Source organism: Botrimarina mediterranea (assembly GCF_007753265.1).
Lineage (GTDB): Bacteria > Planctomycetota > Planctomycetia > Pirellulales > Lacipirellulaceae > Botrimarina > Botrimarina mediterranea.
The window spans coordinates 3211991-3225321 of record NZ_CP036349.1 but is presented as its reverse complement, the minus strand read 5'-3'; the positions used below and the strand labels follow the sequence as shown (position 1 = coordinate 3225321).

Annotated in this window: 8 protein-coding genes; 2 read left to right on the top strand and 6 right to left on the bottom strand. The window is 65.0% G+C overall.

Going from position 1 to position 13331, the window contains the following annotated elements; translation table 11 throughout:
- Positions 1 to 2 precede the first annotated feature (2 nt).
- Both nrfH and Spa11_RS12465 read right to left on the bottom strand, forming a co-directional pair.
- Entirely contained in the window at positions 3 to 527 is a 525-nt protein-coding gene (gene nrfH / locus Spa11_RS12470) for a cytochrome c nitrite reductase small subunit (RefSeq protein ID WP_145112704.1), read from the bottom strand.
- 167 nt (positions 528 to 694) lie between these two features.
- Positions 695 to 3205 carry a DUF3656 domain-containing U32 family peptidase gene (locus Spa11_RS12465; protein WP_145112702.1) on the bottom strand — a complete coding sequence of 837 codons (2511 nt, stop codon included), beginning with the start codon at positions 3203 to 3205 and terminating at the stop codon, positions 695 to 697.
- A 139-nt stretch (positions 3206 to 3344) separates the two neighbouring features.
- On the opposite strand from Spa11_RS12465, the gene Spa11_RS12460 reads away from it, so the two are divergent.
- Positions 3345 to 4802, top strand: coding sequence for a sensor histidine kinase (locus tag Spa11_RS12460; RefSeq protein ID WP_145112700.1), 1458 nt, complete (start codon positions 3345 to 3347; stop codon positions 4800 to 4802).
- Complete coding sequence (locus Spa11_RS12455) at positions 4799 to 6244, top strand: sigma-54-dependent transcriptional regulator (protein ID WP_145112698.1); 1446 nt, start codon at positions 4799 to 4801, stop codon at positions 6242 to 6244. The genes Spa11_RS12460 and Spa11_RS12455 overlap by 4 nt, the downstream gene beginning before the upstream one ends.
- A 205-nt stretch (positions 6245 to 6449) precedes the next feature.
- Here Spa11_RS12455 and Spa11_RS12450 read toward each other — a convergent pair whose 3' ends face one another.
- From Spa11_RS12450 to Spa11_RS12435, 4 genes are all read right to left on the bottom strand, one after another.
- A complete protein-coding gene (locus tag Spa11_RS12450) occupies positions 6450 to 9164 on the bottom strand; it encodes an efflux RND transporter permease subunit (protein ID WP_145112696.1) in 2715 nt (904 codons plus the stop codon).
- Between the two features lie 360 nt (positions 9165 to 9524).
- Complete coding sequence (locus tag Spa11_RS12445) at positions 9525 to 10637, bottom strand: DUF1559 family PulG-like putative transporter (RefSeq protein WP_145116995.1); 1113 nt, start codon at positions 10635 to 10637, stop codon at positions 9525 to 9527.
- Between the two features lie 123 nt (positions 10638 to 10760).
- Positions 10761 to 12479, bottom strand: a complete 1719-nt coding sequence (locus Spa11_RS12440; protein ID WP_231932917.1) for a FecR domain-containing protein — start codon at positions 12477 to 12479, stop codon at positions 10761 to 10763.
- Positions 12480 to 12505: 26 nt separating this feature from the next.
- Entirely contained in the window at positions 12506 to 13081 is a 576-nt protein-coding gene (locus tag Spa11_RS12435) for a sigma-70 family RNA polymerase sigma factor (RefSeq protein ID WP_197529350.1), read from the bottom strand.
- Positions 13082 to 13331 lie beyond the last annotated feature (250 nt).

The following is a 13331-nucleotide window of genomic DNA, read 5'->3' as shown; positions in this document are numbered from 1 at the left end:
ATTCAGTACCCTTCGTAACGGCGCGGCGCCACGGTTTGTGAGTGGCCCACGCTAGCGTGGCAATGGACGCAAGAGATCATGTCGCCCCCGTCTTCGGTTGGGAGCAGGTGGTTGACGAGATTCTTATGGCAATCGAGGCAGGCGTGCTGCACGACGCGGCTGTTTCGGGCTTTGATCTGGATCGGGTCCTTGAAGTCGCCGGTCGTGAACGCCAGCGAGTGGAAGAAGCCGTTGTCGGCCTTGGTGAGGTACTTGGCGACGATGCTGTCGTGGGGCGTGTGGCAATCGTTGCAGACGGCGACGTTGTGGTGACTCGATTTAAGCCACGAGTCGTAGAACTCTTGCATCACGTGGCAGTTGGCGCAGCTGGCGGGGTCGTTGCCGAGATAGGCGTACCCCTCGCCGTAACCGAACGTGAAGAAGCCCAGGCCGCCGAAAACGCCGAACATCGCGGCGACGGCGACCGTCAGCAGCGTCGCCTTAGCGACGCCACGCGACGGTTTGTCATTCGTAGCGCGGCCCGCCATGGCGACGACGAAAGTGTGGAATTAAGACAAGGAGGACTTCGAAGTGTCGTCGCCTTGGGCGACGACCCACTGCGCCGCGTTATAACGTGCTGACGCCGTCATGACAAACCGATCGCTCGCGGCGTTTGCAAAACGCTACAAGTGGCTGGAAGAAGAGGCTGCGACGATTACAAGATCGCCAGAGGGTTTCTTTTCTCTTCGAGCGTGCCGCGCGTGACGCCGACACGATTGGCGGCCTTCAAGCGGCGCCAGACGTCTTTGCCAGAGATGCGTCCGGCGAGCAAATCGCGGTACACACGCAGCGTGTCGGCGATGGCGTCCTCGTCTTCGAGGAACTCGACGCGGAACGAGCGGATGCCGGTCGCCAACAGCGAAGGAATGGCTTCGGCCGCCGACTGTGGCACAGCGTTGAAGAGCGTGTTGCGACAGCCGACGTCGGCGGTGAGGCGGTGCAGCGCGCCGGTGCGGTCGCGGAGCTTCACGTCGTGCCGATCGCAGGGCCTGCCGCAGTTGGTCTTGTTCGTCCCCGGCGACAGCAGCGAGCAGAAGACGCAATGCTCCATGTGGAACATCGGCATATGCTGATGGACGACCACCTCGAGCCACTCGGGCGGCGTTTGCGCGGCGAGGTCGAGGATTTGTTCGCGGTTGAGGTCGTACGAAGCGGTGACGCATTCGGCGCCGAGTTCTTTCAAGTAGGCCGCGGTGATCGGGTTGGCGGCGTTGAGTGAGAAGTCGCAAACGAACCGCAAGCCGTGCTCGCGGCAGAAATCGACGCCGGCGAGATTACGCACCAGAAAGCCATCGGGCTGTTGCTTACGCATCGCCAGGAAGACGCCCGCTTCGCCGGGCTTCTGGATGCGCGGCGTCGCCAGCAAGAGGTCGGCGCCGGCGTCGCGGGCGATGCGGACCGCTTCGCCGTATTCACGGATGTCGGCGAAGTCGGCGGCGAGACGCGTTTCGCCGGCTGCGAGCACGGCGCCGAGTTGCCACAACGAACGCACCAACACCCGCAGTTGAGGTTCACCGGCGGCTTGCGATTCGACGCGCTCTGGCATCAGGGCACGGGCCGCATGACGGTCGATCCGTCGCGCCGGCGGCGCGGAGAGGGCCTCGTCGAGTTTTGCGATCAATTCGCGCCGCAGTTGGCCGAGAATGCTCAGCGGGACCATCGGACCGCCTTCGATCGACGCCGTGAGCTGACGCAGTTCGTAGTCCGATCCGCCGAGACGCCCGAGTTGCTCGGCGAGCATCGCTTCGCTCGCTGGGTGACGCTGGGCTACTTCCAAAGGCTGTGCCGACGCCACCCGGACTTGGGTACCTCGCAATGCCGTTGCCGTCACAAGGAGGTGTTCGCCCGCCTTGGCTTCCACTTCCACATCGATCGGCTGGCGACGGAGGGGATCGGCGCCGGTGTATGTCTTGCGCAGCGCGGCGTTGAGCTTGGGGTCGTCGGTTTTCCAGAGCGTTTGTCCTGGGTAGAGCGAATCGAGGTCGATCGCGCCGTGGCCGAACGCCAGCTCGACTTCGCCCGGCGAAGCTTCTCCCGTGATCCATTCGCCGTCGAGGTGAATCGTGTAGACGCGGCCCCCCTGCTCGGCGCCGGTGAGGCGGTCGCCGTCGAAGACGACGCCGTCGCCCGCCGCCAGCGGGTTCGAGAGCCGCACCATGACCCGGTCGCGCCGCACGTCGATCACCTCGCCGATGCGCACGCCGCGCTTCGCCGAGCTCGTGGCGGGGACGAGTTGCTTGTGATCGCAGCCGTGCAGCCAGCCGGGCGAGAAGCCCCGGGAGAAGGAAAGCTCCATCTCGGTCACGTCGCGTTGCGAAAACGAGACGGCGCGACCCGCGGCGGCTGCGTCAATTGCGCGGCGATAGTGACGGGTGATGTTGGCGACGTACTCGGGCGTCTTCAGGCGTCCCTCGATCTTCAAACAGCCGACGCCCGCGTCGATCAACTCGGGAACGAGTTCGAACGCCGCCAAGTCTTGGGGACTAAGCAGATACTTCTGCGCGCCGAGTTCGACATCCTTGCCATCGCAAACGAGCTCGTACGGCAGCCGGCAGGCCTGGGCGCACTGCCCGCGGTTGGCGCTGCGACCGCCGAGCGACTCGCTCGTGAGGCACTGGCCCGAGTAGGCGACGCACAGCGCGCCGTGAACAAAGGTCTCGATCTCGACCGATGTCCGATCGCGGATCTTGCGGACCTCGGCGAGCGACAGCTCACGTGCCAAGACGACGCGCTCGACGCCGAGTCGCTCGGCCGCGCGGACGGTCTCGGCGCTGGTCAGCGTCATCTGGGTGGAGGCATGGACCGGCAGGTCCGGGCAGACGGCGCGTACGAGCCGCACGAGGCCCAAGTCCTGCACGAGAACGGCGTCGACCCCGGCCTCGGCGACGGCGATAACGGCCTCTTCGATGGCCGGCAACTCGTCGCTGAAGATCAGCGTGTTGAGCGTGACGTAGCCCTTTACCCCGCGGCGGCGGAGGAAGGCCATGGTCTCGCCGAGGTCGTTTAGAGCGTGGTTGTCGGCCCGGGCCCGGGCGTTGAAGCCGTTCTGGAGGCCGAAATAGACCGCGTCGGCGCCGTTCTCGACCGCGGCGCGGACACACTCGAAGTTGCCGGCGGGGGCCAGCAACTCGGGGATTCCCGGCGGACGTCGTTCTGCGGTTGGCATTCCCGCCAGTATACCGTGGCCGGGCGGCACAAGGAGTGCTAGCCGAGAGGGGCCCCGCTCTCGCTATGCTAGAGCGGCGTCGCCCGCCAACCTTGGTCCCATCTTTTACCTGTACAACCGCTGGCCACCGCGTTCAGTTGTGAAACGACAAATCCCGCTGATGTGGCGGATGAGCCTGCCGACGCTGGTCGTCAGCGTGTTGCTGCTCGCCTTCGGCCTCGTCGCCGGCGCCTACATCTATCAGCTCAACGCGCACCTCTCTGACGAGCTCGACCGGTGGGTCGACGCCGTCTTGAGTTCGGAGGAGTTGGTGTTTGCGCTCCGTGACACCCGCAACGAGATGACGCTATACGCGCGCGGGACACCCGAGGCGCTGGAGGCAGCCCAGGCGTCCTTTGCCGAGGCGGCCCACTTGCTCCAGACGATTAAAGAACACCCGCACGACCGGCAACTGCTTGAGGTGGTGCAGCAGCGGATGGCGACGATCGAGAACCTGTTGTCGAACGCCGGGGAGATGGGTCGTGAGGAGTTTGAGGCCGGGATGGCGGTGCTCCGCGGGCCGGCGGTCGACGCAGCGGGCGACCTTCTCAACGCCAACCAAGGGACGCTCGAGGCGATCAGCTCGGAGAATGTCTTGTTCGCCCGCCGTGTCGGCACGGGGCTTGCCTTCCTGGGGCTCTGCGGGTCGGCGGCGGGTCTGATCGCGGGCTTGGGCGTTTCTCGGAGCGTTGTCCGCTCGATCGAGACGCTCGGCGGCTCGGTGCAGTCGCTCAGCGAGTCGTTGACGGAAGGGGCGAGTCCCGCCCAGCCAACCAGCGAGCTCCAGGAGTTGATCGACGTCATGAGCGAGGTCCAGGTGAAGACCGAAGGGATGGTCACCGAGTTGCAGCGATCGCGCGAAACGGCCGCGCGCGCCGATCAGCTCTCGGCGGTTGGCCAGCTCGCCTCGGGCATCGCCCACGAACTGCGCAACCCGTTGACCGCCATCAAGCTGCTCGCCGACAACTCGGCCGAGCAAGGCGAACCGATGAACGCCGCGGAAGTGGCGATGATCCGTGAAGAGGCGGCGCGGATGGAACAGATGCTGCAAACCTTCCTCGACTTCGCCCGGCCGCCGCGGCTGGTGAGGGGTCGCGTCGACGCCGTCGCCGAAGTGCTGCAAGCCGTTGATATCGTTCGGCCCCGGGCGGAACGGGTCGGTGTGACGATCGAGCACCAGGTCGATGGCGCCGTCGAGTTGCTCGCCGACAGGCAGCAGTTGCGGCAGGTGCTGCTGAACCTGATGATCAACGCCATCGACGCCCAGCCGGGGGGCGGCGAGGTCCTGGTGACAATCGGTCCCGCGGCAGACGGTGAGGCGGTCATCGAAGTCGCCGACCGCGGCGCCGGCATCGACCCGGAGATCGAGCCGCGACTTTTCGAGCCCTTCGTCAGCACCAAGGACACCGGCATCGGTCTCGGGCTGGCGGTCTCGCAGCGGATCGTCGCCTCCCACGGCGGCCGCATCGCCGCGGAGAACCGCCCCGACGGCGGCGCCGCCTTTAGCGTCCAGCTGCCAATCTACGATCGCTCAACTCCCCTGAAGCCAACGGTATGAGCACCGACCGAATTCTTGTTGTCGATGATGAAGCGAGCGTCCGCTACTCGCTCGCCAAGACGCTCACCTCCGAGGGCGTCGCCGTTGAATCGTGCGAGACCGCACGGGCGGGCATCGAACGGGTGCGGGCGGGCGGCGTCGATCTTGTGCTGCTCGACGTGCGGCTCCCCGACCTGTCGGGGATCGACGCGCTGTCGGCGATGCGGGAGATCGACCCGCGGCTGACGGTGGTTGTCATCACCGCCCACGGCACGACCGACACCGCCATCGAGGCGACCAAGCGTGGCGCCTTCGACTACCTGCTCAAGCCCTTCGACCTGCCGACCTTGCGGGCGGTCGTCCAGCGGGCCTTGGAAGCGAATCGTCTCGCCCACCGGTCCGTGGCGACCGAGGACGCCGCGGCGGGTGACGCGGCGGCTGGCGGAGTGGAGGACGATCGCCTCGTCGGACGCAGCGCCGCCATGCAAGAGGTCTTCAAGGCGATCGGGCGTGTCGCCGAGTCGGACGTCAACGTGCTGCTGCTCGGCGAGAGCGGCGCCGGCAAGGAGCTGGTCGCCCGCGCGATCTATCAGCACAGCCGGCGGGCCAACAAGCCATTCTTGGCGATCAACTGCGCCGCGATACCGGAGAACCTGCTAGAGAGCGAGCTGTTCGGCCACGAACGCGGCGCGTTCACCGGGGCCGACCGGCTGCGCGTCGGCCGGTTCGAGCAGGCCGACGGCGGCACAGTCTTCCTCGACGAGATCGGCGACATGAGCCCCGGCATCCAGGCCAAGGTGCTAAGGCTGTTGCAGGACCAGCGGTTCGAACGCGTCGGAGGCAACGAGACGATTCAGACCGATGTCCGCGTCATCGCCGCCACGAATCAGAATCTGCCCGAGCTGGTGTCCGCCGGTCGCTTCCGCCAAGACCTCTTCTACCGGCTGAACACCTATACGATCGCGTTGCCGCCTTTACGCGCCCGGCGGGACGACGTGCCGCAGTTGGTCGAGTTCTTTCTCCGTCGGCACGCCGCCGAGGTCGGCCGCCGCGTCACCGGCGTGGCGCCCGAGGCGTTGCGCCTCCTCGAAGCCTACGACTGGCCGGGCAACGTGCGCGAGCTACAGGGCGCCGTAAAGACGGCCCTCGTGAACGCGACGTCCGACGTGCTCACGCCCGATTGCCTGCCCGAAGCGATCCGCAATCTCGGCGAGACCGTCGAGCCAAGCGCCGACGGCTCGCTCGATGTGGCGCAACTAGCCCGGCAGCTGATCGCGGGCGGCACGGGCCACGTGTACCGCAAAGTCGTTCTGGCCGTGGATCGCGTCGTGCTCGACGAGGCGCTGCGGGTGACCGGCGGCAACCAAGTCGAGGCCAGCGCCTTGCTAGGCATCTCGAGAACGACGCTGCGCGCGAAGCTCGGACTGATGCGCTCGCCCTCCGGCGCCGACGTGAACCCCTAGTTCGAAGTTCGTACCCAAATTGAACCAGGTTTAAAACGAGACATGATTAGAGACTAACCACGACGGGCACGAAGAACACGACGGCCTGCTTGGCGAGGCGTCATAGCATCAAGAGGCAAACCGTCGTGTCCGTCGTGGTGCTCACTCCTTAGCATCCGCATCGCGGCACGGACTCTGAATGTGAACGAACGACTAACTCAGGACACTAGATCGCCTTGGACGCCACGATTCCGGTCGCGATCGGCTCGACGTTGTCAACGCGTTTCTTCGGTGGATCGAACACCCGGCCCAGCGGGCTGAAGAGCATCGCCGGCAGCAGCACGAGCTCGGCGACGATGCCGGCGATGAGGATCGCCAGCATCAGCAGGCCGAAGCGCTGCGTCGGGATGAACGAGCTCATGGCGAAGACCGACAAGCCAAGCCCGTTGACAAGCCCCGCTTGCAACGTCGGTGCGGCCGAGCGCTCGTAGGCGGAGACGATCGCCTCGTTGCGGCAGCCGAGTCTCTCGACATCGTCGCGGTACCAAGCGAGGAAGTGGATCGTGTCGTCCACCGCGACGCCTAGCGCGATGCTGGCGGCCATCATCGAACCGATATCGACCGCCATGCCGGCCCACGCCATCCCGCCAAAGACAACGAGCACTGGGAGCACGTTGGGGAGCATCACGACAATGCCGCCCAGGAAACTGCGGCAGACAAAGATCATCAACGGCAAGATCGTGCCGAACGACCACCAAGTGCTTTCGATCAGGCTATTGAGCAACTCCCGCTGCGCCTTGTAAACGATCGGTAAGACACCGGTGTAGACGACACGGACGGGACCGTCAGCGGACTCCGCGGACATCGGTTTGACGGCCGGTCCCAAGGCGCGCAACGACTCCAGGTCGGCGGCCGAAGCGCCGTAGGCGAGGACGTAGTCTTGTTCCTTCAGCGCGTTCCGCTCGCTCTCGGTTGCTTGGCTTAGCGGATGATCGAGCACCGCCACGCGCAACCCGCGGTCGCGCAGCAGGCCGCCCGCCGTCCGTACGTCGTCGGTGACGCCCCCGCGCGCATAAATCGCCACCTTGGGAACGCGGGGGGCTTCACCTTCGAACTTCGAGATATCGGCGAGCGTCTCGACTCCTGCATCGTACCCTGCGATCACGGGGGCGACCACCTTGCGGATGTCGCCAACGACTTCGTCGCGGTCCTCGGCATGAAACGCCGCGCAGCGGACCGTGATCCGCCAGAGTTCTTCCCCTGTCTCCGCATCCTTGCGCAAGAAGCCGGTCTTCTCGAGCCGCGGCCAAGCCTTGATCAGCTCTTCATTAATTGCGTAGCGCTGCCCCGACCGGCCGAGCCCTGACGTGTCCTCGGGGGTCTGCGCGAAGGTCGCCGCTGACATCGTAGCGCCGACGAGTCCCTCGCCGTCGGCGCCGAGACGCTGCCGTACGGTGGTCTCGATCCGCCGCACCAACTCGAGCCGCTCGAGCATCGTGAACGAGGACGCCACCGTGCGCGGCGTCGCCGTCTCGGGGAGCGACTCCCGCAGCGCCGAGCCAGGGAATCGCACCACGAGCTCCGCCGGCACCAGCTTGCCGAGGTGGTCCTCGAACCAGCGGTAGTCCTGGAGCAGTTGCGCGTCGGGGCTGAAGAGCTTTAGCAGGTCGATCGAGGTCGTGGTTCTCGGCAGCCCGAGCGCCAGCGCGATGATCACAGCGATCGAAGCGAAGAGCACTTTGCCGTAGTGGCGCTCCACAGCCATCGCGTAGCGACGCCAGAAGGGGCTCTGGCGCGGCTCGTTATCGACTTGTGAGCCCTTGGGGCGCCACGGCCACAGCGTCAGCATCGCCGGCAGAAAGCTGAACAGCACCACCAGCGACATCATCACGCCGATCGCCGAGTAGAGGCCGAAGCGGCGGATGGGCGTGATATCGCTGGCAAGGAGTGACAGCAACCCGACAGACGTCGTGACGTTGCACAACAACGACGGTCGCCAGGCGTGCCAGAACGCTTCGGAAGCGGCGTGCTCGACGCCCTCGCTGATCGCGATCGTCTTGTAGTAGTTGAGGTAGTGCAGCGACCCCGACACGGCGAGCACGTAGATGAGCGCCGGCATCGACATCATAATCGCGTCCATCGACCCGCCGGTGAGCGGCACCATCGCCAGCGACACCGCGCTGCTGCCGAGGCCGACGATGAACACCAGCGCCGTCATCCGTAGGCTGCGTAGCGACCACCACGCCAGGCCGATGCCGAGGCTGCTGGAGAGCACCGCCAGATTGGCCAGCGTCTTCTGCCCCTCTTCGTCGATCGCGACGTTGTCGATCGGCGGTCCGCCCAGATGCACCTCAGCCGGGTCGAGGCCCGCCCCCTGGATCGCGGCGAACAGCGGCGAGAGCGGCGACTCGGGCTGGATGAGTGTCGCCGGTCGCGGGGGCGCGATAACTTCTTTCATGTGGTCGACGGCCTCATCGCTGAGGACCGCCATCACGCATGTCTGCTTGCCGTCAACGCCGACGAGCGTCCCCGCCAACCGCTCGCGCGCGATCGGCTCGGGGATATCAGCGGCCGCCATCTCTTCGAGCGTCTTGCGGCCGTTCGTCACGCTCTGGAAGCAGGGCGCCTCGTTCGGCGGGAGCGAGGCGACCTGCAGCGCCGCGGTGAGCTTGGCGATGCGCGGGTCGTCCTCCGCCGGCGTGTCACCGAGTGTACAGCCCTCCCAGCTGATGACCACAAACTGGTCAGCGACAAAGCGGTGACGGAACCACCCGAGCTCTTGCGTCTCTTGGTAAGTGGTCGGCAGCCAGTCCTCGACCCGGTTTTGATGCCCGCGGATGGCTTGCTGAGCGAGTCGTCCGACAAAGGGGTAGGCGGTTACGAGGGCAACGACGACAAGCAGAGCAAGCCTGCGATCAGCCGTCAGTTTATTAAGGTTCATACCCTAGGAGATCGGTAGATTGCGGAAGTCGCTAAACATGAGAGCAGCGGACGATGCGATTGCTGCTTCGGCATGAGGCGGGCTATTCCACGAAACATAAACAAGCATTGGACACACAATTGTCAAAGGAGGGAATGGGTTCTCAGCACGACGAGAGCCAAGGTGTAAGAGTGAAGGTCCGCAGCTGTACACAATCTGACCGGCGAAATAAGAAATCCGCCAATGAATTACATCGAGGAGGCTACACGCAGACCTAGCGCCTGGGTTGCTCTGGTAAAATGCCGTGGCGTACGCGGCCTGCTTACGCCTATCGCGGCGATGAGAGATGATGGCTCAAACTTTGGAGCCGATGCGAGATGGCTAATGGCCGGCTGCAGACAAATCCACTGCTACTGGCTGATTGCCGTCGAGTCGGTTGCCGAGGTCACGGTGGACCCGCCAGTCGATGTCGTAGGACATTTCTCGCACGCTGCCGTCGCAGAAGGCGACGCTCCAGGCGGCGGGGTGAGCCGAGCCAAAGCGGCCGTGATGTTCCTCAAGCCCTTGCGCCGAGTCGGGCGCAGGGGACGCCTCGACGAGCTCGCCGCCGACGAGTCGGGCAGTCTTGCGGTAGTTGTCGTTGTTGAAGCCGGTGCACCAGGTCTCGTTGTCGCCGCTGTCAAAGCCCGTGAGGTATTCCGCCTGGGAGATGTTACGTTCACCGAGCAGATAAGTGTGCGACAGTCCGTCCGACACTTGGCGGAGGGCGACTTGGCTCCGCTCGAAGGCGATTCCCGTCATGGCAAAGGAACCGGGCACCCTCTTGGTCACGGCCGGTTGCTCGCCGCCCCAGAAGCTGTTCGTCGTCCAGTAGTCCGCCTCTTGGTAGCTGCGCGGGCCTCGGCCGAGTTCCTGCTGGGGCCATTCGTTGTAGACGTGGCCCGAGTTGATCGCGTAGTCGCTGCGGCCGGCGGTTGGCGGCGTGATGGCGTTGAAGAAGCCGTTGGCGCCGCCTGAGTTGTTTGACATCGGGTAGGCGGTGTTCGCGCGGCGCGACGGGCAGTTGATGATTCGTAGGGGCGTTTGCACGATCGTCATGGCGCCGAGCCGTTGTTGCCGTGTCAACACATACGGGTCGCCATCGGTCGTACCGTCGTAGAGGGGATACTCTTCGACGTAAGGCAGGAGGTTGAAGATCCAGCCCCCGGGCTGGTCCTTGCCGAAGCCTCGGTCGGCGTCGCCCACCCAGTACCAACCCCACCCGCCTGTCGGGAAATGGCCGTGGACATCGTGGTGCCCGACGCAGGCGAGCGCCAACTGCTTGAGGTTGCTCTTGCACTCGATCCGGCGGGCCGACTCGCGAGCGCATTGGATCGCGGGGCTCGTGATGGCCACCAACAGCGACACGATCGAGATCGTCACCAGCAGCTCGACGACCGTGAACCCGATCGAACGGTGGGGCCTCAACCAACGCTGACAGCGGCGGTTTGCCATGACGGAAAACGATCAGGAGAAGAAGAGAGGAACTGCCCTCAGCATAGCCCTGCCGCCCGCCACGTGCGAGCACCAAGGGTGTCGTGTCGATATTTCCGCTAGGCCAAGCATTGCCGCCTTCGCTCACGAACCTGGGGGGATCCTGTAGCGCTCCGCCAGGTAGCCGTTCAATGCCGCCATCGCCTCGCTGTCCAGCGCGGCGTCATAGATCAGAACCTCGTAGATGTTGCCGAAGAACGCCGCCGCAAGGTTGAGATCGGGGTGCCTGCCGATGTAGCGTTGGCCCGGCTGCTTAAAGCCGATGGGCGCGTCCGATTGACCTTGGCTAACGCCGTTGTTCCAGAGTTCGGAACGCCCCGCGACGGCGTCGTAGGTGTATGCGACCACCGTCACCCCCGAGGCCTCCACCGGGGCGCTGCGCACTACGCCCACGTTGCCATCGCTCCCCGGCCCGGGCCACACCCAGCCGTGGGTGGAGCGGTCACCGAAAACGGCGACTTCGAGCGACGGAGCGGTGGGGTACTTGAGGAGGATGCCGCCCTGGTGGTCGGTCGCGAAGTTCGCCGGGCCCGCCGCATAGACGACGAAGACCGTTTGTCGGTCGCTGGTGTCCATTGGCGCCGTCTCGAGGTAGGTGGACCAACCGTTGAAACGCAGCGCGCGGCGGTCGGCGTCGTCTTCGACGAGCAGTGGGCAACGGCCCTCCTCGAACTGCCAAGCGTCGTCGGGGAACTCGTTGTCGCCAACCAGAACGTCACGCCAGCTGGAAACGGGCTGGTTGAGCGTGATGTTGGAAACGAGGTCAGCGGCGTACCAGACGCCTAAGTCTTTCACTACCGGCAAGGGCGGCAGCGACTCCGAAGTGATCGCCGGCCCGAGCCTCCGGACGAAGTCAGCAGTCCGCGCGGCGAAACGCTGTGGCTTGTCGCTGGTCGAGCCGAAGCGAACCGCTTGGTTCTGCTGGGCGTGCACCAATTCTGTTGACGCGTTCTTCAAGCGTGATCGAGCCACGACGTCGCCGTCGAAGACATGCACCTCGGTGTCGCCAAGGTCATCGACCGAGACGCCGAACTGCGTGCCGAGATCGACCACTTCGGAGGTGGGCGTGAAGATCGTGAAGCCCCGCGCGGCGCGCGGCACCGCGGCGGCGATCCTGCCGTGATCGAGGGTCGTCTCGATCGTCGATCCCGCCTCGAACTTCGCGGGCCCCTCGATGGTCACCTTGGCGCCGGTGGTGAGCAGCAGCTCGACGACCCCACTGGTGAGGCTGATCATCCGCCCTTGCAGCACCGTCTCGCCGAACCGCAGTGCCTGTTCGTCGCTCTCCCACTCGACTCCATCAAGACCCGAGACGCGGCCGACAACTTGTTTCGCAGGGGGCGACGACGAACCGTCGCTCTGCGCTGGCGACCGGCCATCGGCGGTTTCGACCTGGGCGATATCGACGACGGCGAGCGAATGCAACCGGTCGATCTCCTTCAGTGCCCGCAGGTGCAGCACGGAGAGCCCTACCAACAGCACGGCCGCCGCGGCCGCGACGACGGCGCCACGGTTTTCATAGAAGAAGCCCAGCCAAGAGCCCGGCGTCTTCCGCCGGGCGGGCGTCGTTCGGAGATGCGGCGCCGACAAGGACTCGACCAAGCCCTTCACCTGCCGTGCCGGCAGGATCAGCTCGGCGATCAGCGAGTCATCGACGAGATACCTGCAAGCACGCGTGCGGAACTCGGCGTTCTGCCGCAGCTCATCGCTGAGCCGGGTCAACTCGTCTTCGGTCGCCAGCCCCTCGAGGGCATCGGCGAGAATCTCGTCGAGGTCGCGGTGATGGGCTGATGCGTCGGACATCCGGTACAAACCAACAAGCAAAAGCTTTAAGCAGGGGTTTCGCGGGACTCAGCGGCTAAGCGACGTTCGACGCATGCCTCGAGTGACCGTCTCACCCGGGCGAACGCGCTCTTCACGGCGCTCTCCGTTTGTCGCAACTTCTCGGCGATCTGTTGCAGCGTGAACTCCGACTCATAGCGTAATTGAATCAGCCGCCGACTCTTGGCGGGGAGGTCGCCGAGGCAGTGGCGGAGGGCGTATTGTCGCTCGGTCGGGTCGGCGACCTCTTCTTGGACCGTTTGTAGCATCAGCATCGCCACGTCCTCCGAGAAGACGTGGCGGTCACGCCCGCGTTCACGGTAGTACGACCGGATCTCGTATTTAGCGATCGTGATCGCCCACGGCATGAACGGCGCGCCGGGTCGGAAGCTGGCGGCGTTCTTCCAGAGAACAAGGTTGGTGCGCTGCAGGATGTCGTGGGCGTCGGTGCGGTTACCGATGGTCGCAAGAATATACGCTCGCAGGTTGGTTTGGCTGCCGGTGAGCTCGGTGACAAACGTATCGAGTTCGTCGCCCATCGTCGGTTCGACCAGCCTTGCGTCGGTTGGGGTAATAGAATCCACGAATCGACAAATTGGCCGAGAATCCCGGTTCGGTTGGGGCGTCTCGTTGGCGAGTTGAATGACGAGTTGTTTGACAAGGCCGCCAAGTGTGACTCGCCCCAAAGGGATTGTCCACTTGCCGCGTTCAGGTGTCGAGAATTCTCTGCAGAAGCCGTCGTTTCTTCGCGGAGGGGCGAATCGGCGATTCTTGCAGATTTTTCTGCGACCCTCGCCGTCGTTAGCGCCCATGTCTGGTAAGAGCGGCCGCGGC